The 20095-nt window shown below is 60.0% G+C and carries 19 protein-coding genes; 18 read left to right on the top strand and 1 reads right to left on the bottom strand.

The annotated features are described in order from the left end of the window. The first annotated feature begins 140 nt into the window (after positions 1–140). The 15 genes from treY to ureG all read left to right on the top strand — a co-directional run bounded on the left by treY (position 141) and on the right by ureG (position 14900). Positions 141–2798: a malto-oligosyltrehalose synthase gene (gene treY / locus ACT54B_RS15615; protein ID WP_476046068.1), complete on the top strand. Its 2658-nt coding sequence runs from the start codon at positions 141–143 to the stop codon at positions 2796–2798. Between the two features lie 77 nt (positions 2799–2875). Next, on the top strand, positions 2876–3604 hold the full coding sequence (locus ACT54B_RS15610) for an SDR family NAD(P)-dependent oxidoreductase (RefSeq protein ID WP_476046066.1): 729 nt from the start codon (positions 2876–2878) through the stop codon (positions 3602–3604). Then, a complete protein-coding gene (locus ACT54B_RS15605; protein ID WP_476046065.1) occupies positions 3570–3776 on the top strand; it encodes a DUF2256 domain-containing protein in 207 nt (68 codons plus the stop codon). The genes ACT54B_RS15610 and ACT54B_RS15605 overlap by 35 nt, the downstream gene beginning before the upstream one ends. Beyond that, a complete protein-coding gene (locus ACT54B_RS15600; RefSeq protein ID WP_476046063.1) occupies positions 3773–5299 on the top strand; it encodes a cryptochrome/photolyase family protein in 1527 nt (508 codons plus the stop codon). The genes ACT54B_RS15605 and ACT54B_RS15600 overlap by 4 nt, the downstream gene beginning before the upstream one ends. 152 nt (positions 5300–5451) lie before the next feature. Further along, on the top strand, positions 5452–6402 hold the full coding sequence (locus ACT54B_RS15595; protein WP_476046246.1) for a helix-turn-helix domain-containing protein: 951 nt from the start codon (positions 5452–5454) through the stop codon (positions 6400–6402). Between the two features lie 236 nt (positions 6403–6638). After that, positions 6639–8147 carry an aldehyde dehydrogenase gene (gene adh, locus ACT54B_RS15590; protein WP_476046061.1) on the top strand — a complete coding sequence of 503 codons (1509 nt, stop codon included), beginning with the start codon at positions 6639–6641 and terminating at the stop codon, positions 8145–8147. A gap of 64 nt (positions 8148–8211) precedes the next feature. Next, positions 8212–8607 (top strand): DUF779 domain-containing protein, encoded by a 396-nt coding sequence (locus tag ACT54B_RS15585; protein WP_476046245.1) that lies wholly within the window; start codon positions 8212–8214, stop codon positions 8605–8607. 164 nt (positions 8608–8771) lie between these two features. Continuing rightward, positions 8772–9767, top strand: a complete 996-nt coding sequence (locus tag ACT54B_RS15580; protein WP_476046243.1) for a YeiH family protein — start codon at positions 8772–8774, stop codon at positions 9765–9767. A gap of 169 nt (positions 9768–9936) precedes the next feature. Further along, positions 9937–10767 (top strand): urease accessory protein UreD, encoded by an 831-nt coding sequence (locus ACT54B_RS15575; protein WP_476046060.1) that lies wholly within the window; start codon positions 9937–9939, stop codon positions 10765–10767. Positions 10768–10776: 9 nt separating this feature from the next. After that, complete coding sequence (locus ACT54B_RS15570; protein ID WP_476046058.1) at positions 10777–11079, top strand: urease subunit gamma; 303 nt, start codon at positions 10777–10779, stop codon at positions 11077–11079. A 12-nt stretch (positions 11080–11091) separates the two neighbouring features. After that, complete coding sequence (locus ACT54B_RS15565; RefSeq protein WP_476046056.1) at positions 11092–11397, top strand: urease subunit beta; 306 nt, start codon at positions 11092–11094, stop codon at positions 11395–11397. Between the two features lies 1 nt (position 11398). Next, positions 11399–13102 carry an urease subunit alpha gene (ureC, locus tag ACT54B_RS15560; protein WP_476046054.1) on the top strand — a complete coding sequence of 568 codons (1704 nt, stop codon included), beginning with the start codon at positions 11399–11401 and terminating at the stop codon, positions 13100–13102. Between the two features lie 4 nt (positions 13103–13106). After that, a complete protein-coding gene (locus ACT54B_RS15555) occupies positions 13107–13655 on the top strand; it encodes an urease accessory protein UreE (RefSeq protein ID WP_476046052.1) in 549 nt (182 codons plus the stop codon). Next, positions 13645–14292, top strand: coding sequence for an urease accessory protein UreF (locus tag ACT54B_RS15550; RefSeq protein WP_476046050.1), 648 nt, complete (start codon positions 13645–13647; stop codon positions 14290–14292). The genes ACT54B_RS15555 and ACT54B_RS15550 overlap by 11 nt, the downstream gene beginning before the upstream one ends. After that, entirely contained in the window at positions 14289–14900 is a 612-nt protein-coding gene (ureG, locus tag ACT54B_RS15545) for an urease accessory protein UreG (RefSeq protein WP_476046048.1), read from the top strand. The genes ACT54B_RS15550 and ureG overlap by 4 nt, the downstream gene beginning before the upstream one ends. 262 nt (positions 14901–15162) lie before the next feature. Here ureG and ACT54B_RS15540 read toward each other — a convergent pair whose 3' ends face one another. Next, positions 15163–16392 carry an MFS transporter gene (locus ACT54B_RS15540; RefSeq protein ID WP_476046047.1) on the bottom strand — a complete coding sequence of 410 codons (1230 nt, stop codon included), beginning with the start codon at positions 16390–16392 and terminating at the stop codon, positions 15163–15165. A 499-nt stretch (positions 16393–16891) separates the two neighbouring features. On the opposite strand from ACT54B_RS15540, the gene ACT54B_RS15535 reads away from it, so the two are divergent. The 3 genes from ACT54B_RS15535 to ACT54B_RS15525 are packed head-to-tail and all read left to right on the top strand — an operon-like array spanning position 16892 to position 20079. Continuing rightward, positions 16892–17614, top strand: a complete 723-nt coding sequence (locus tag ACT54B_RS15535; protein ID WP_476046045.1) for a FadR/GntR family transcriptional regulator — start codon at positions 16892–16894, stop codon at positions 17612–17614. Next, positions 17611–18789: a PLP-dependent transferase gene (locus ACT54B_RS15530; RefSeq protein ID WP_476046043.1), complete on the top strand. Its 1179-nt coding sequence runs from the start codon at positions 17611–17613 to the stop codon at positions 18787–18789. Before ACT54B_RS15535 ends, ACT54B_RS15530 begins: the two co-directional genes overlap by 4 nt. Positions 18790–18816: 27 nt before the next feature. Further along, positions 18817–20079 carry an ABC transporter substrate-binding protein gene (locus ACT54B_RS15525; protein WP_476046041.1) on the top strand — a complete coding sequence of 421 codons (1263 nt, stop codon included), beginning with the start codon at positions 18817–18819 and terminating at the stop codon, positions 20077–20079. Positions 20080–20095 lie beyond the last annotated feature (16 nt).

Below are 20095 nucleotides of genomic sequence, written 5' to 3'. Positions count from 1 at the left end.
AGAAAACCGGGAAAGGTCCGCATTGGTTCCGGCAGGAGAGGCAATCCATTTGCGGGAACCTAAAGGCGCTTTTGTTGTTTCCCGTTGCCCGCTTCGGCCTGCTGCAGGAGCACGCATTGACTTCGATCAGGACGCCATCCATGCAAAAACCGCTTTCCACCTATCGGCTGCAGTTCCGCAACGGCATGACGTTCCACAAGGCTGAGGGGTTGATCCCCTATTTCGAGGATCTCGGGATCACCCATCTTTACGCATCGCCGATCTTTCGCGCGATGGAGGGGTCAACGCACGGTTATGACGTGACAGATCCGAACGAGATCGATCCCGCTCTCGGGGGCAAGTCTGCTTTCCTCTCTCTGGTATCGGCCCTCAAGCGGCGCGGCATCGGACTGTTGCTGGATATTGTGCCGAACCATATGGCCGCGTCGTTGCAGAATCAGTGGTGGCGGGACGTTATCGAATGGGGGCACGCCAGCCGCCACGCAAAGATTTTCGATATAGACTGGGAGCAACCTCTCACCCTTCCCTTTCTCGGCAGCAGCTTTCCGGCCAGTGTGGAAGAAGGTCACGTGCGTATCGCCGCCGACCGGGAAAACGGCTGTATCGCTCTTGCCTATTTCGACGATCTCTATCCGCTCAATCCCGGAACCTATGGCGCCCTGTTCAAGGATTTGCCGGGAGACCCATCCGAGACCATCACCCTTCTTTCGCAGCAGGCCTCCGCAGAGGCGGAGGAAATTTTCCATGCCGCGATCAGGGCGCTGTTGACCGGTCCGGGCGGGGAGGGGCTGGAGGCCCACATCGCTCGCTTGTCGGAGGACAAAGCCTTCGTGAAACGCCTTCACGACTTGCAGAACTATCGTCTGATGGACTGGCGGGAAGCGGCCAAAGGCTTGAGCTACCGTCGATTTTTTGAAATCGCGGGTCTGGTCGGGGTTCGCGTGGAGGATCCTGCTATTTTCGAGCGCATCCATGCGACCGTCTTCGATCTTATGAGTCATGGCCTTGTCGACGGTCTGCGGATCGATCATGTGGATGGTCTGGCCGATCCGCTTTCCTATCTGCAGCAACTGCGGGATCGTATCGGTCCAGAGCCCTATCTGGTGGTGGAAAAAATTCTTGGTGCCGGCGAAACCGTTCCGACATCGTGGCCCGTGGATGGGACGACGGGCTACGAGTTCATCAGTGCCGTCGGCAGCCTGCTGGCAGATCGACCGGGTATCGAGACATTGGAGGCGGCCTATCGGCGTCTTTCGCCGAATGCACCCTCCGCCGAAGCCGGCATCCGTGAAGCAAAGCAATTGATGATGAATGTGAATTTCGCCGGGGAAATTCATAATCTGGCTCGCCGAGCCCAATATCTGCTTGCGCGTCACGGGGAGCAGGAACCTGCGATCGCCGATATTCTTTCGGCGTTGAAGGCGCTTCTCGAAGCCTTCTCCGTTTATCGGACCTACGGGACCAAAAGTCAGATGCCACCGGAAAGCATCGAACACCTGGAACGGGCGGCGACCCAATGCCGTCCGGCGCTTCAAGGCGCGGTGCGTGACTGTTTCGACCGCATGCTTGCCCTTCTCCTTACACCGTCCCCCGGCGAATTGGCCGGTGAGTTCCGTCTGCGCTTCCAGCAGCTCAGTGGGCCGCTGATGGCAAAATCGATGGAGGATACGTTCTTCTATCGTCACAACGCCTTCATCGCATTCAATGAAGTGGGGGGTGAAGTCTGGTCGGAAGGCCGGACCTGGCCCGATTTTCATGAGAAGATGCTCTATCGGTATCGCTGCGAGCCTTTCACGCTGAACGCGACATCGACCCATGATACCAAACGTGGTGAAGATGCCCGGGCGCGACTGCTCAGTCTTTCGGAAGATCCCGAATCCTGGCTGAAGGGTTTGGACAGGTGGAGCCGAACGCTCCGGAAACACGTGGCGGAATACGGGAAGATTGCGCCTGAGATGGATTGGCTTCTCTTCCAGGCCCTCGCCGGCTCCTGGCCCGCATCGCCGAGCCCGCGGGAGGACTTCGCCTTTGAAGACCTGCGTGTACGCATGCAGAACTTTCTGGAAAAGGCTGCCCGAGAGGCCAAGCAATTTTCAAATTGGGATCACGTCAATTCAGACTATGAGAATGGCCTGAAGATGGCCGTGGAATGGCTTCTCGGGCCGCAAGCGCTTGCCTTCCGGAATGATTTCAGCGAGACGCTCGCCCCGTTCATCCGCGCGGGTTGCCGCAATGCCCTGTCCCAGACGATCCTCAAGCTGACGGTTCCCGGCGTGCCGGATATTTATCAGGGAAGCGAGCAGGTGGATTTCAGCCTGGTGGATCCCGATAACCGCAGGACGCAGGATTTCACCCGTCTGCATGACGATCTCCGGCAAGGCCTTCAGGCTCGGGGGCCGGAGTGGACAGAGGAGGGATTGCGGAGCGGCGTGCTCAAGCAAGATGTGATCCGTCGTCTTCTCCATCTGCGGCGCCGCTTCAGCCAGCTTTTCATGCATGGCGACTATCAGCCGCTCTCCATCGAGGGGCAGAATCGCCATCATCTCCTTGCGTTCCTGCGCCGTCATGAGGAGAGAAGCCTGATCGTCGCCGTTCCCGTAAAGACCCTGCGCCTGGAGCAATCGGGAGCTCTCGATCCCGGTGAAGGGCGGACCCGTATCGTCTTGCCGGACGACCTTCTGGGACAATCTTTCAGCGACCTGTTGACGGGCCAGTCTGTTTCGCTTGCTCAAGCCGGCGATCATGTTTCGGGCTTCGCAGCGGCGGGTTATTCCGTCCTGGTCAGCCCGCCCGTCTGATCCGATCCGTGGCCACTGGTCTTCCGCCGCAACCCGCCTATATCCGAGTCCTGTCATGAAGGAACAAGGAGGGGACAGTGGGGGCAAAAACTCTGATTCTGGGTGCAACCGGTGGAATAGGCAGCGAGACGGCTCGTCGGTTGAAGCGAGCTGGCCACAATCTGCATCTGGTGGGCCGCTCGACGGAAAAGCTCGCCGCACTGGGTCAGGAGCTCGATGCGACGACGAGTGTGGCGGATATCGAGGATGCGGATGCTCTGGGCAGGGCGATTGCCGATGCGGGGAACACCCTGGCGGGTCTTGTCTACGCGATCGGCACCATCAATCTGAAGCCCCTCGGTCGTCTTTCAGCAGGAGACTTCGAGCGGGATTTCCGGGTGAATGCTCTGGGTGCTGCCTCGGCGGTTCAGGCGGCGCTGCGCGCTCTCAAGGCCTGCGAGGGCACCGGCTCGATCCTGTTTTTCTCCTCCGTGGCCGTGGGACAGGGCTTTGCCTCCCATGCATCCATTTCCATGGCCAAAGGGGCCGTGGAAGGTCTGACCCGTGCTCTTGCGGCCGAACTTGCTCCGAAGATCCGGGTGAATGCCATCGCGCCTTCGCTGACCAGGACGCCCCTTTCCGCGGGCCTTACGGCGCAGCCTGCCATGGCGCAGGCTTTGGGCCAGATGCATCCGTTGGGCCGTCTCGGCGAGGCGGACGATATTGCAGCGCTCGCGGCTTTTCTTCTCTCCCCCGACGCGGGCTGGATTACCGGACAGATCGTCGGCGTCGATGGCGGTCGCGCCACCTTGCGTACCAAAGGCTGATCGCATGCCGCCCATGAGGAAAAAATCCGATCTGCCCGAAAAGACCTGTGCCCTGTGCCGCAGACCCTTCCAGTGGCGGAAGAAATGGGCCCGTGTCTGGGAGGACGTCCGCTACTGCTCCGACGCCTGCCGCCGCGCATCGAAACAAACGCACAAGGGGCAGACGGCATGACCGGCACGCTCCGACTCGTACTGGGCGATCAGCTGACGCGCAGCCTCGCCTCGCTCGAAGATCTTGATCGCAAGACCGATGTCGTTCTGCTCGCCGAGGTGATGCAGGAAGCCACCTATGTTCCTCATCACAAGCAGAAAATCGCGTTTCTCTTCAGTGCCATGCGACATTTCGCGGCCGAATTGGCGGACGAAGGCATAAAGGTTCGCTACGTCCGCCTGGACGACGCGGCCAATACCCAATCGCTCGGTTGCGAGGTTCGCCGCGCACTCTCGGAACACGGACTTTCCGCCCTTGCCCTCACCGAGCCGGGCGAATGGCGCGTGCGAAACATGATGCTGCAATGGCGTCAGGATCTGGGTGTCCCGGTGACACTTCACGACGACGATCGGTTCTTCTGCTCGCGGGCGGAATTTTCTGCCTGGGCACGCGGCCGCAGACAGTATCGCATGGAGTATTTTTATCGCGAGATGCGCCGGAAAACCGGTCTGTTGATGGAGGGCGACACACCCGCCGATGGGCTGTGGAACTACGACAAGGAAAATCGCCATCCCCTTCCGGACCGGCTGTTCCTGCCCAAGCGGAAGCGCTTTGCGCCGGATGCGATCACGCGCGACGTGCTTGATCTCGTGGCGCAGCGGTTTCCTGATAATTTCGGCGAACTGGAACCCTTCGGCTGGGCCGTCACCCGTGCGGACGCCCTCGCGGCACTGGATCATTTCGTCAAGGATTGCCTGCGCGACTTCGGCACGTTCCAGGATGCACTGCAAAGCGGGGAAGATTTTCTGTATCACGGGCTGATCTCGCCCTATCTCAATGCCGGCCTGCTGACCGCCCATGAAGTCTGTCGGGTGGCAGAAGAGGCCTGGGCGACCGGCCAAGCCCCGATCAATGCGGTCGAGGGCTTTATCCGGCAGATCCTCGGATGGCGGGAATTCGTTCGCGGTCTATACTGGGAAAGAATGCCCGACTATGCGAAAACCAACTGGTTGGAAGCAGAACGTCCGCTGCCGGCCCTCTATTGGACCGGCAAAACCGATATGCACTGTCTGGCGGACTGTGTGCGGACGACGCGCGAACATGCTTATGCGCATCATATCCAACGACTGATGGTGCTCGGGAATTTTGCGCTTCTCGCAGGGATTTCCCCCCAGCAGGTCGAAGAATGGTATCTGCTTGTCTATGCGGATGCCTATGAATGGGTCGAACTGCCCAATGTGCATGGCATGGTGCTGTTTGCCGATGGCGGGGTCATGGCCTCCAAACCCTATGCGGCCTCCGGAGCCTATATCGACCGCATGTCGGATTATTGTGCTTCTTGCCGCTTTGATCCGAAACGGCGCACGGGGGAAGGATGCTGCCCGTTCACCCTGCTCTACTGGAACTTCCTGCTCAAGCATCGCGAACGCCTCGCTTCGAATCCGCGTATGGCGCTCACGCTCAAAAATCTCGATCGGCTGTCCTTTCGGGAGATCGCCGCTATCCGGGAGGAGGCGGAGCGCTTTCTCGTTGCCCTCGCCTGACGGCCGTGTCGCAGATCTGCGACAGTTTCGTGGAAGAAAATATTCGCGCCGCGCCGCGCAGCGGTTTAATTCGATTGCGCATGGGCGCGGCTTCGGTCAAGCTTTTCGCCAGTCTTGAACAACCGCGTTCTCGGGAGGAGCCGGTGCAGGATATGATTCAGCATGCGGAGCAGGTCTATTCTGCCGCTCATCAAAAATCGGCAGCTGCCAGCTCGCCGGTCGTCGCCTCCTGGCGGAGGTGCATGACCATGCACCGTCTGCAACCGGAAGAGCGGCGTGCGCCCCTGAGGCTGACCGACGCGGAGTTCCGTTTCGCCTGCGAGGCGTCGAGCCGATTGGTGGCTGAGGCGCGGGAGGAGCTCGACCGCCTGTTCTTGACCGTCGGAAAAGCGGGGTGCTGTCTCTTGCTGACAGACCGGCACGGGATCGCGCTCGAAAGGCGTGGTGCAAGGGCGGATGACGGTGAATTTCACGACCTCGGTCTCTGGACCGGTGCCGTCTGGACTGAAGCCAGCATGGGCACAAATGGCATCGGTACCGCGCTCGCCGACGAACGCGCCGTGACCATCAGCAGGGATCAGCATTTCTTTTCGGCCAATATCACCCTGAGCTGCACCACCGCCCCCATCCGGGATCATCGTGGTCAGCTTGCGGCCGCCCTGGATATCTCGACGTGCCGAGACGATGTGAACGATATGACGCTGGCGATCCTGTCCCAGGCGGTCCGTGATTCCGCAATGCGCATCGAAACCAGCCTCTTCCGCAGCGCCTTTCCCGGGGCACGCTTCCTCATGGTGCCCGAGGCGACCGGACCTGCGCCCGCCCTGCTTGCTGTCGATCGGGACGATGTGGTCATCGGCGCGACGCGGGCCGCGCGGCTTGCCTTGAAGCTGGACGATCAAAGGATCGCCCAAGGTCTTGCCGCCGCCGATGCCTTGCGCGAGGAGCGCTCTCCTTCGACCGCCGACCTCATCGAAGCGGAAAGGGCCGCTCTGCGCAGGGCCCTGACCCGCAGCAAGGGTAATGTATCGCAGGCGGCGCTGGCACTTGGCATGAGCAGAGCCACGCTGCACCGCAAGATGAAAAGGCTCAACCTGCACTAAGCCCCCCGGCTCGGATAAACGCACTGTACGGCACCGAATGCGGTGCCGTTTTTCGTTTCTGGCGACCGTTTTCTCCTTCCGAGATCCTGTTCGGCATGTGGTGGCGGGCGAAAACTGTCGCAACGCTGCAACAGGGTGCGTTGCGATATCGGCACCCCTCCCTATCGATCCGCAGCAACTCCGGTCACATTTTCCCCACCGGTTCATCCGAGCCAGTTTCCACGGGAGGAAAAACCATGCTGCATCAGAAAATCATCGAATCCCCTTTCAAGACCCGCTACGGCAATTTCATCGGTGGTGAATGGAAGGAGCCGGTTTCCGGCCGCTACTTCGACAATATTACGCCGGTCACCGGTGGCAAACTCTGCGAGATCCCGCGCTCTGACGAGCATGATATCAATGCGGCGCTCGATGCCGCCCATGCGGCGAAAGACAAATGGGGTCGTACCTCCACCACCGAGCGCTCCAACATCCTTCTCAAGATCGCGGACCGTATGGAAGCCAATCTGGAGCTCCTGGCCCGTGCGGAAACCTTCGACAACGGCAAGCCTATCCGCGAAACCATGGCTGCCGACATTCCCCTCGCAATCGATCATTTCCGCTATTTCGGGGCTTGCATTCGCGCCCAGGAAGGCACGATCGGCGAAGTGGACCATGAGACGATCGCCTATCATTTCCACGAACCGCTCGGGGTCGTCGGCCAGATCATTCCGTGGAATTTCCCGATCCTGATGGCCGCCTGGAAGGTTGCGCCCGCCCTTGCCGCCGGCAATTGCGTTGTGCTGAAGCCAGCCGAACAGACACCGGCTTCCATCCTCGTGCTGGCCGAACTGATTGCCGATCTCCTGCCTCCTGGTGTTCTCAACATCGTCAATGGCTTTGGCCTGGAAGCCGGCAAGCCGCTCGCGACCAGTCCGCGCATCGCCAAGATTGCCTTTACCGGTGAAACCTCCACGGGCCGGTTGATCATGCAGTATGCCAGCCAGAACCTCATTCCGGTCACGCTCGAGCTTGGCGGCAAAAGCCCGAATATCTTCTTCGCAGATGTCATGAACGAAGATGATGCCTTCTTCGACAAGGCGTTGGAAGGTTTTGCCATGTTTGCGCTCAACCAGGGCGAGGTCTGCACCTGCCCGAGCCGTGCCCTCATCCAGGAATCGATCTATGACCGTTTCATGGAGCGCGCAATCAAGCGCGTCGAGGCGATCCGTCAGGGCAATCCTTTGGACAGCGCGACCATGATCGGTGCGCAGGCCTCTTCCGAACAGCTCGAAAAAATTCTGGCCTATCTCGATATCGGTCGTCAGGAAGGCGCCGAAGTGCTGACCGGCGGTGCCCGCAACGATCTCGGGGGCGAACTCGCGGGCGGCTACTACGTCAAGCCGACCGTTTTCCGCGGCCATAACAAGATGCGGATCTTCCAGGAAGAAATCTTCGGGCCGGTCGTGTCCGTCACGACCTTCAAGACGGAAGCCGAAGCCCTCGAAATCGCCAATGATACGCTCTATGGGCTGGGCGCGGGCGTGTGGAGCCGCGATGCAAACCGCTGCTATAATTTCGGCCGCAATATCCAGGCCGGCCGCGTGTGGACGAACTGCTACCATGCTTATCCGGCTCACGCGGCTTTTGGCGGTTACAAGCAGTCCGGCATCGGCCGTGAAACTCACAAGATGATGCTCGATCACTATCAGCAGACCAAGAACATGCTGGTGAGCTACAGCCCCAATGCGCTGGGCTTCTTCTGATCGTCAACCTTGGCGGAGGCCGGTTTGGGCCGGCTTCCGCCTTGTCAAAGGGGGTATCATGCGGATCGAGGATACGGTCAACGGCGAGCCCCGCGTGCGGGCAACCGAAGCGGCGCTTGAATTCCTGCGCGACATACAGGCAGACCACCCTGATATTGTCTTCCATCAGTCGGGCGGTTGCTGCGACGGTTCCTCTCCGATGTGCTATCCGGCTTCGGAATACCGGATCGGGGAAACCGACGTGAAGCTCGGAGAGGTGGGGGGTGTACCCGTCTATATCAGTGCCAGTCAGTTCGCCGTCTGGCAGCATACCCAGTTGATTATCGATGTGGTACCCGGCCGGGGCGGCATGTTCTCCCTGGACAATGGCCGGGAGCGGCGTTTCCTGACCCGCTCTCGCCTGTTTGGCGGGAACGCCGCATGTGCGATCCCTGCAAATCGCCGCGCCGATCCCGATTGAACCGCAATCGCTGCGCGGAACTGGACCTAAGATCCTCCAAATCTGGCTGTAAGCGAAGCCGGATCGCGCTTCTAGTGTGTCGATACCCTTGACCGATCGCGAGCGTGACCATGGAACCGGCTCTGGACGACCGACCAGCAAAGCCCGCCGCCTCCAGGCTGGCCATGGCCATCGAACGCCACGGCCCCGGGCTTGCCGTGACCGGTGCTGTTGCCATGGCCGCCCAGTTCTTGGCGGAACATTATGGCGCGCCGGCCATGCTGATGGCGCTGCTCCTCGGTATTGCCTTTCACTTCCTGTCAGAGGAAGGACGCTGCGTCGCCGGTATCGAGCTTTCGGCGAAGAAGGTCCTGCGTATCGGAGTGGCGCTGCTTGGCATGCGTATCAGCATCGATCTCCTGATCCAGCTTGGTGCGGAGACCATCCTGCTTCTGGTGGCGGGGCTGGTGGCGACCATTCTGTTCGGTCTTCTGCTTTCGCGGCTGTTTCGTCTGGATTGGCGGCTCTCCCTGCTAACGGCCGGGGCCGTCGCCATTTGCGGTGCATCGGCTGCAATGGCCATTGCCGCGGTTCTGCCGCGCGGTCGGCATTCCGAGCGCAATCTGCTGGTCACGGTCCTCGGGGTGACGGTGATGAGCACGATAGCCATGATTGCCTATCCTATTCTGGCGCATCGCATCGGACTTTCAGACAGGGCCACGGGTATTTTTTTCGGCGGCACGATCCATGACGTGGCCCAGGTGGTCGGGGCCGGATTTTCCGTGTCCCAAACGGCTGGCGAGACGGCAACGCTGGTGAAACTCATTCGCGTGACCATGCTGGCTCCCGTCGTTTTATGCTTTTCGCTGGTGCTCCGGAACATGCCGGCAGATGATCCGGAGATTGCTGCGAAGCGTCCGCCGCTTCTGCCGGGTTTCGTTCTCGCCTTTCTGATTCTGGCGGCGATCAATTCTGCGGGCTGGATTCCGGGCGCGGTAAGCGCTGCCGGACTTGAGGTTTCCCGGTGGGCGCTGCTGGCCGGAATTGTGGCCGTCGGTATGAAAACGTCGCTGAAAAGTCTTTTTGAAGCCGGTCGCACCGCTATCGCTCTTATCGTTGCAGAGACCGTTTTTATTGCAATTTTCATCCTCGCGGGCCTTTTCTGGCTCGATCTCGGATAAAGGTGAAGCGAAACTCCCCCTAACTTTCGCTCGGTCTACCCGTTCGACGGTCTTTTTGCCTGTTTTGCCCTCTCGATGGCGGTCACTTTTCGAACCCAGCTGCGTCTTGCAATGATCGCTGAAATACGCTCACTTGTGCGCTGCAATAGTTTTTGGCGAGGGCAAGTCGGTGCAGGCAGGGCTGCAGAAAAGCGGGAAGGATGCGGCGGCTCAGTCCGTGCTCAATGCCCGGCTTCACGCGGAGCGAGCCCGCGGCGCGGTCCGCCTTTCCGTCGCTGAAACCGGTCTCAAACATCACCGGGAAGAGGGATCTCTGAAGATCCGGCTTCCATCCGGCACCAGCCAGGCCATTCTGATCAATACCGCAGGCGGGATTGCAGGGGGTGATCGCTATCTGGTGCAGACAGAGGCTGGCGATGGCGGCCGACTTACTGTTGCATCGCAAGCCGCCGAACGGGTTTATCGCTCGCTCGGTCCTCCGGCGCAGCTCTCTGTTTCGCACCGGGTGGGCAGCGGTGCGCGGCTTAGCTGGCTGCCGCAGGAAACCATCCTTTACGATGGAAGCGGCCTTTTCCGTCGCCTTGACGTGGATCTTGAGCGGAATTCCTTCTTCCTGGGGCTCGAAAGCACGGTGCTGGGGCGCCGGGAAAGCGGAGAGAAGATCCGCCATATCGATTTTCGTGAAGAGTGGACGGTGCGGCGCGAAGGCCGCCTGCTGCATAGCGAGCGTATGAAGATTGACGGTCTCCCACCCCGGGGCAGCGCCGAACTTCGGGATGCGGGCGCCTTTGCGACCCTCCTGCTTGTCGCTCCCGATGCCGAAATCTATCCGGAGCGGTGCCGGTCTCTTCTGGGCTCCGCTGGCGGAGTCTCTGCCTGGGACGGGCGTCTCGTTATCCGGATTCTGGAGGAGGACGGCTTTCGCCTGCGGAAGCGTCTGCTTGCGCTGCTGGCCGTGCTTCTCCCGCTTGCCGAAATTCCCCGTGTCTGGCTTCTCTGAGGATCTTTCATGCAATTGACGCCCCGTGAAAAAGACAAGCTTCTGGTCGCCATGGCGGCCATCGTGGCACGCCGTCGGCTGGAGCGCGGCGTGAAGCTCAACTTCCCCGAAGCCGTCGCGCTGATTACCGATTTCGTGGTGGAAGGCGCGCGCGACGGGTCCAGCGTCGCGGATCTCATGGAGCAGGCCGCCCATGTGATCAGCCGAGACCAGGTCATGCCGGGAATTGCCGAGATGATTCCAGAGGTTCAGGTTGAAGCCACCTTTCCTGACGGCACCAAGCTCGTCACCGTCCACAATCCGATCCGCTGAAGGAGCCCAACCATGATTCCCGGTGAAATCCTTACGCCCGAGGGCGAGATCGAACTGAATGTCGGAGCCGAGCGGACGGTGGTCGAGGTCGCCAATACCGGCGATCGCCCGATCCAGGTTGGCTCCCATTACCATTTCTTCGAGGTGAACGACGCTCTTGCTTTCGATCGCGCGGCGGCGCGCGGCAAGCGTCTGGACATTGCAGCGGGTACCGCGGTGCGATTCGAACCGGGGCAGCGCCGCGAGGTGACGCTCGTGCCGCTGGGCGGCAGGCGCGCCGTTTATGGTTTCCAGCAGAAGATTATGGGAGCGCTCTGAGATGGCGAGAATTTCCCGTGCCACCTATGCCCAGATGTATGGACCGACCGTCGGCGACAGGGTGCGCCTTGCCGATACGGCCCTGCTGATCGGTATCGAGAAGGATTATACGATCCCTGGCGAAGAAGTGAAGTTTGGCGGTGGCAAGGTGATCCGTGACGGCATGGGCCAGTCTCAGGCCACGCGCGCCGAAGGGGCGATGGATACGGTCATTACCAACGCCGTCATTCTCGATCATACCGGCATCGTCAAGGCGGATGTCGGGCTGAAGGATGGTCGCATCGCTGCCATCGGAAAGGCCGGAAATCCCGATACACAGGATGGCGTTACCATCGTCATCGGCCCTTCGACGGAAATCATTGCCGGCGAAGGCCGCATCCTGACCGCTGGCGGTATCGACAGCCATATTCACTTTATCGCGCCGCAACAGATCGAAGAGGCGCTCTATTCCGGGATCACCACCATGCTGGGTGGCGGAACGGGCCCTGCCCACGGGACCCTCGCCACCACCTGCACCGGCGCCTGGCATACCGAGCGCATGATCGAGGCGGCGGATGCGTTTCCCATGAATATCGGCTTTCTCGGCAAGGGCAATGCATCGCTGCCGGCCGCACTGGAGGAAATCATTCTTTCCGGGGCCTGCGGCCTGAAGCTCCACGAGGATTGGGGGACGACACCGGCAGCCATCGATTGCTGCCTGTCCGTTGCAGACGAGTATGACGTGCAGGTCGCGATCCATACCGACACCTTGAACGAATCCGGATTCGTGGAGGCTTCGATCGCGGCTTTCAAAGGCAGAACCATCCATACGTTTCATACGGAAGGGGCGGGGGGCGGTCATGCACCGGATATCATCCGCGTCGCCAGCCTGCCGAACGTGCTGCCCTCGTCCACCAATCCGACCCGACCCTACACGATCAACACGGTTGCGGAACATCTGGACATGCTGATGGTGTGCCATCACCTGTCGCCGCGCATAGCCGAAGATGTGGCCTTTGCCGAAAGCCGTATCCGCAAGGAAACGATCGCGGCAGAGGACATTCTTCACGATATCGGCGCGTTTTCCATGATCTCCTCCGACAGCCAGGCCATGGGCCGCGTGGGCGAAGTGATCATCCGATGCTGGCAGACGGCACACAAGATGAAAGTCCAGCGCGGGAGCCTGCCCGGCGACGGGGAGACGGACAATGCGCGCGCCAAGCGCTATGTGGCAAAATATACCATCAATCCCGCAATCGCCCATGGTATTTCCCATGAAGTCGGCTCGGTGGAAGTGGGAAAGCGCGCCGATCTGGTTCTCTGGAGTCCGGCCTTTTTCGGCATCAAGCCGGATTTCGTCCTCTTGGGGGGATCGATCGCCGCGGCGCCCATGGGCGATCCGAATGCGTCGATCCCGACGCCGCAGCCGGTCCATTACCGGCCCATGTTCGCTTCCTATGGCAAGCTGCGCACCAATTCCTCGGTAACCTTCGTTTCGGAAGCATCGATGGTGGCGGGCTTGCGCGACCGGCTGGGTACGGCAAAGGCCATGGTGGCTGTCAAGAACACGCGGAGCGGCATTTCCAAATCCTCGATGGCCTTGAACGGGGCGACGCCCTATATCGAAGTGAACCCGGAGACATACGAGGTGCGCGCCGATGGCGAGCTTCTCGTTTGCGAGCCGGCGGAAACGCTCCCCATGACCCAACGCTATTTCCTGTTCTGATCCGATGACCCTGACCGCAAGCAAGATTTTGAAAGCCGGCGAAACGCAGCAGCAGCCTGCCTATCGCGTGACCCTCGATTCTCAGGACCGGCATTTGCGCAGAAAGCGCCTTCAGCTCAATGACGGGACATCCGTTCTCGTTTCGCTGGAGAAGGCCGTGCAGCTCGCAGACGGAGATTGTCTGGTTCTGGACAATGGCCAGCTGATCGAGGTGAAAGCCGCTCATGAAGATCTTCTCGAGATTACCGCGGCCAATCCGCGGGCGCTTCTGGCTCTCGCCTGGCATATCGGCAACCGCCATCTGGAAGCGCAAATCGAGGAACGCCGAATCCTCATTCGCCCCGACCATGTGATCGCTCACATGCTCGAACATCAAGGTGCCCATGTTCACGAGGTGCGGGAAAGCTTTGCCCCGGAAAATGGTGCCTATCATCATGACATTGGTTTCGAGCATGATTTCTCCCTGACCGGCACAGCCGATCACCGGGGTCATTCGCACAGCCATTCGCCTGCTCATCACCTGCAAGACGACGATGACGGCGATGAGCATTGAGGACAAGGCTCCCCTTCTGCAACTCCTGACCTTTCTTTCCCCTTCCTTTCCGACGGGCGCTTTTGCCTATTCGCATGGGCTGGAACACGCTATCCTCTCGGGTGTGGTGAGCGACGAAGAAAGCCTTGGAGAGTGGATTGAAAGTCTGCTCGAACGCGGTTCGGCCTTCAATGACGCAGTTCTCATCGCCCTTGCGACGCCGGACAATCTCGATGACCTCAATCAGCTTGCGCTTTCGCTCTGCGCAAGCCGGGAACGCTATCTGGAGACGGCGGCCCTCGGAGCGAATTTTGCGGCTTCTGCCGCGATCTTGCTTCCTCTGTCCATGCCCGTGGAAGAGATCGCCTATCCCATGGCTGTGGCGTCCGCCGGAATGGCGGCCGGGATCGGCAAGGACATTCTGATCGCAGCCTATCTCCATGCATTCAGTGCCAATCTGGTATCGGTCGCCGTCCGGCTGGTGCCGGTCGGTCAGCGCGCCGGCCTGGCGGTGCTGGCGCGTCTGCTCCCCGTCATCTCCGCCGTCGCGGAGCGCGCCCTCGACGCCGATCTCGAGGATCTGGGCAGTGCCTGCTTCTTTGCCGACATGGCCTCTCTCCAGCATGAATTCCAGGAACCGAGGATTTTCCGCACATGACGAATGGACCACTTCGCGTCGGTATCGGCGGCCCGGTGGGCTCCGGCAAGACGACGCTCACGGAAAAGCTGTGCAAGGCACTGCGGGACCGGTACTCCGTCGCCGTCATCACCAATGATATCTACACGAAAGAAGATGCGTTGATCCTGAGCCGGCTTCAAGCCTTGCCGGAAGAACGGATCATGGGTGTTGAAACCGGTGGCTGTCCGCATACCGCGATCCGTGAGGATGCCTCCATCAACATCGCCGCGATCCAGGAGATGACGAAACGTTTCCCGGATCTGGATGTCATCTTCATCGAATCCGGCGGCGATAATCTGGCAGCCACCTTCTCGCCCGATCTCGTCGATCTCTCGCTCTACGTGATTTCTGTTTGTCAGGGGGAGAAGATCCCACGCAAGGGTGGACCGGCCATCACACGGTCGGACTTGCTTCTGATCAACAAGGCCGATCTTGCGCCCCATGTCATGGCCGACCTCTCGATAATGGAGGCGGACACGAAGCGGGTGCGCGGTTCCCGGCCCTATGTCTTTACGGATCTTCTGCGCCAGAAGGGTTTGGATGATGTGATTGCCTTCCTGGAACGGGAAGGCGGTCTTCAGGCGTAAGGGAAGCCTTGCAAATCCGTCATGAAGCCGATGTCGGGCTTTGCCTCTGGGCAGGGCGAACGGTCCGTGGTTTTCCGGGGTATCTCGCGTCCCGGTTTCGTTTGGGCTTGCCGCTTTAAGCCGGTGAGCCACCGTTGCCGGCGAGAGCGGCGAAATGTCGATCTTGACCGTCTCCTTGATATCTCCCGCGACCCGTAAACGGTTTTTGGCTTGAATGCCGGCGATCTCACGGGGTCCAAACGTCTCTGGATCAATGCCGGCCTCACACTGCGGCAGGCACTCCATCCCGATCCGTCATCGGCATCGGGCGGAACATCATGGCTATGGCGAATGCGCCGAGCCCGACCGCCCATGAACCGACATAAAGCCAGGTGTAGGTGGCAAAATTATCGTAAATCAGTCCGCCGGCGATCGGGCCCAGAGCCATGCCGAGACTGCCGGCCATCGACATGCCGCCAATGACGGAACCCATATGCCGAAGAGGGAAGTTTTCCCGCGCCAGAACCGCATAAAGAGGCATGACGCCCGCATAGATGAAACCGAAAATTGCCGCCGCGGCATAGAAGCCGGTCAGCCCGCCGGCGAGCACATAGCCGAGCGCACCGAAGGATTGGGCAAGCAATCCGAGCACCAAAATGTTCCGCGCGCCGAAGCGATCCCCCAGCAAGCCGAAGGCTATCCGTCCTCCCATGCCGGCAAGGCCCTCGATACTGTAGATCGTCACCGCTGCCATCATCGGAATGCCGCAGGTGACCGCATAGCTCACCGTATGGAAGATCGGGCCGGAATGGGTGGCGCAGCAGAAGAAATTCGTCAGGAGCAGGATGATGAATTGCGGCGTGCGAACGATCTCTGCCAAAGTCATGCCGGGAGCGGTAGACGGAAGGGCAGGGGTGTCGGCCTGCGGTTGCGAAACAGCCTCAAGCTGCGGTGGCCTGCGGACCAGAAAGGACAGAGGAATCATCACGCCGCCGGCGATGAGGGCAATGATCTGCATCGCGGTGCGCCAGTCGTGGAAGGATACCAGCCAGGCGGCAAAAGGCGATACGATCATCGGAGCCATGCCCAGGCCAGCGGATACCAGCGAAACCGCCAGGCTGCGGTGCGTGTCGAACCACCCCGTGACGCTGGCCATCATGGGGGTGATGATCGCCGCAGCGGCCAATCCCATGCACAAGCCGAAGAAAAACTGGAAGACGACAAGGGATGGCGACAGGCTGGCCAGGGCCATGCTCCCCGCCAGCAGCAGCGAGCCTGCGAGAACCACAGGCCGGGGGCCTATTCGATCTGACAGGAGACCGCTGGCAATGTTCCCGAATGCCATGGCAAGGAAGCCCACCGTCATGGCGGCGGATATCCCCGTCACCGACCATCCCGTCTCCCTGGAAATCGGCATCAGGAATACAGGCAGCGAAAAGAGCGAACCGATGACCATGCAGCCGAGCAAACCGCCCGCCGCCACCATGATCCAGCGATAGGAAATGAAGGGCATCGGTGCCTCCGCAGAGTTGTACGATTGAGGAACCGATCCTGCGCGCCTTTCGGGGGAAGGAAAAGCGATTAAAATTGATGATTGGTAAAAACAAATGGAAACGGCAGGTCGCGCGGCGCCGAGGGCCAGCGTGACTCGCCCTCGGGCTTCCGGGAAAAGCAGCCATTTCCGCAAAATGGCTTATTAAATTTCAAATTGTATGTCCGCTTCTGTGGCTCCACGCAATTACTTTCCCGTGCATTTTCAGAATGACGGGCAAGTATGAAATAAGTCAAATAAATCAGAAATATCCAGGCTCTTTGGGGCGCTCCGCGCTTGGCGGATGATCGTTTTCTGCGATGCGGACCGTCGTGCAAAGACCATGTATACGAAAAGCTCGTGACCGAAAATCAACCCAAGGTAATTTTCATCTGCCGATGTTGACAAGAGGCGAGGGGTGAATAATGCTAAGATGTCAGACCAATTTAAGAGGTTGACGTCAGCGGGGGGAGCAGAAGCGATGACGCTCGAAACAAGCGCCAGGCCTTACATCGAGCCTTTGCCGCCCATCGACAGGGCGCGGCAGGTCACCGAGGCTCTGGCGTCCTATATCGATCGGGCAAATCTGAAAGCGGGCGATCGCCTGCCTGCGGAACGGGAGCTGATGGCCGCCCTTGCCGTCGGCCGTTCCACGATCCGGGAAGCCATTCGTCATTTTCAGGCGTTGGGGGTGATAGAGAGCCGGAAAGGAAGCGGCACCTATCTGCTGAAGCCAATCACGACGGCGACGGTCCATATGCCTCTCTCCTTTGATGCCGCGCATCTGCGGGACGTCCTCCTCCAGACGCTGGAGGTGCGTCGGGGAATCGAGTGCGAGGCCGGGATGCGCGCCGCGCTTCGCCGCACGCCCGAGGATCTCACGATCATCGAGGAAAAACTGATCGAGATGGAAAGGGTTCATCTCCTGAAGGGAACAGCCGGGGAAGAGGACCTCGCTTTTCACCTGTCGATCTATGATGCGACGCATAATCCTCTCTTCCGGCAAATTCTCGAGCAGATGCGGGAAGCCTTCGAGCGATTCTGGGAAAAGCCCTTCAATCGGCCGGATTTTGCGAAGCGTTCGTTTCCTTTCCACCGGACGCTCTTCAACGCCATCGTGGCTCGCGACCCGGAAGCGGCGCGGGCGGAAACTCTCAAGATTCTCGACGTTGTCGAAGAAGACATCAAGGAAATGTCCCGATGAGCGATGGAGTTGATCCATTCGATTTCGCCTCCCTCACGGTGGCGCATGACGAAGCGAACGCCTTCGACGCGGTGGTTCCGCCGATCGTCCAGACGTCTCTCTTCACCTTCAAATCCTATGACGAAATGGTTTCCACCTATCGCGGGGAAATTCATCGGCCGGTCTACACCAGAGGGCTCAATCCAACCGTTCGTGCCTTCGAAGAGATGCTGGCAAAACTTGAGGGAGGAGAGGATGCGCTGGGTTTTGCCAGCGGCATGGCGGCCATTTCGTCGACCGTCCTGTCTTTCGTCGAGCCAGGCGACCGCATCGTTGCCGTCCGGCACTGCTATCCGGATGCCTTCCGGCTGTTTGGAACGCATCTGAAGCGCATGCGGATCGAGGTCACCTATGTGGATGGCCGTGACGAGGAAGCCGTGGACCGGGCTATGGCCGGAGCCAAGCTTCTGTATCTCGAAAGTCCGACGAGCTGGGTAATGGAGGCCCATGACGTGGGGGCGCTGGCCGCGATTGCCCGCCGCCACGGCGCTGTCAGCGTGATCGATAACAGCTGGGCGAGCCCCGTCTTTCAGCGGCCGCTCACCCTCGGCGTCGATCTGGTGCTTCATTCCGCGTCGAAATATCTCGGCGGTCACAGCGATGTGGTGGCGGGAGTCGTCGCGGGATCCAGGGAACTCGTGGGCCGCATCCGTTCCGAAGCCTATCCCTATCTGGGCGGCAAGCTCTCGCCCTTCGATGCCTGGTTGCTGATCCGCGGATTGCGCACTCTGCCGATCCGCATGAAGGCACACGAGGCGTCGGCGCTGGAGATTGCCAAACGGCTTCAGTCTCTGGATCTGGTCGATACGGTCTTTCATCCGGCGCTGGCAAACCGGCTGCCACCGGGGCTGACCGGCACATCCGGCCTCTTCTCCTTCACCTTCCGGGAGGGTGTGGATATCCGGACCTTTGCCGACAGGTTGCGCCTATTCCGCCTCGGCGTGAGCTGGGGCGGCCATGAGAGCCTGATCGTTCCGGGCGAGGTCGTGCTGCAGCAGAAAGCCCAACCGAATTCCGCCCATGCCTTTGGCATCAGCTCCCGATCCGTGCGGCTGCATGTCGGGCTCGAAGGGACGGAAGCCCTGTGGCGGGACATCGAGGAGGCGATGGCCGCGGCCACTTCAGCAGAAAAATAAAGTCAGAACCCAGAGGAGGAACTAAGCATGAAAAGATTTGTGACTGCCGCCCTGTTGACTGCCCTTATGGGGGGAACAGCCTTTGCCGACACGACGCTGAAGCTCGTCGAGGTGATCACCAGCCCCGAACGCACCGAAACCCTGAAGTCCATCGTCGCCAAGTTCGAAGCGGCCAATCCCGGAACGAAGGTGGAGATCATCTCCCTTCCCTGGGGCGAGGCCTTCCAGAAGTTTGCCACCATGGTTTCCGCAGGCGATGTTCCCGACGTCATGGAAATGCCGGACACATGGCTTTCGCTCTACGCCAATAATGGAATGCTGGAAAATCTAGAGCCTTATCTCGCCAAGTGGGACAAGACCTCCGATCTCAGCGATCGTGCGCTTGAGCTCGGCCGCGACGTCGACGACAAAGCCTATATGTTGCCCTACGGCTTCTACCTGCGTGCGATGTTCTACAACAAGAAGCTGCTCGAACAGGCCGGTGTGACAGAACCTCCCAAGACCCTCGATGGCTTCATGGAAGCGTCGAAAAAGGTGTCGGCCATTTCGGGCAAGTATGGCTATTGCCTTCGCGGCGGTCCTGGAGGTCTGAACGGCTGGGTCATGTTCGGCGCCAGCATGGCCGGCTCCAACCAGTTCTTCAAGGAAGACGGTACGTCGACTATGAACAGCGAAGGATGGGTCAAGGGCATTACCTATCTCATCGATCTCTACAAGAACGGCTATGCGCCCAAAGACAGCGTCAACTGGGGCTTCAACGAGATCGTAGCCGGATTCTATAGCGGCACCTGCGCTTTCCTGGATCAGGACCCGGATGCCTTGATTGCGATTGCCGAGCACATGAAACCGGAAGACTACGGCGTGATGACCATGCCGAAGGGCCCAGACGGAAAAACCTTCCCGACCATCGGCTATGCCGGGTGGTCGATGATGGCGAGCAGCCAGAACAAGGAGCTTTCCTGGAAGCTTCTGGCCACGCTGGAAGGGCCGGAGGGCAACATCGAGTGGAACAAGCGCACAGGTGCCTTGCCGGCTCTGAAATCCGCCGAGAAGGACCCCTTCTATGACAGCCCGCAGTTCAAGGGCTGGTTCGAGGAATTGTCCGACAAGGATGCGGTTCCCACCGTCATGCCCACCTATCTCGAGGAGTTCGCCTTCTTCAAGGATTCGCTGGTGATCAAGACATCGCAACAGGCGCTTCTGGGCGATATCACCCCCGAGGAACTGGCGAACCAGTGGGCGGACTACCTGACCAAGGCGCAACAGAAGCATCTTGCCAAGACCAAGTGATGCTTTCTCCCGGACA

It is taken from the genome of Gellertiella sp. DMC107, assembly GCF_056313605.1.
Note: the sequence above shows the minus strand (reverse complement) of the source record. Positions and strands in the feature narration are given on the sequence as shown.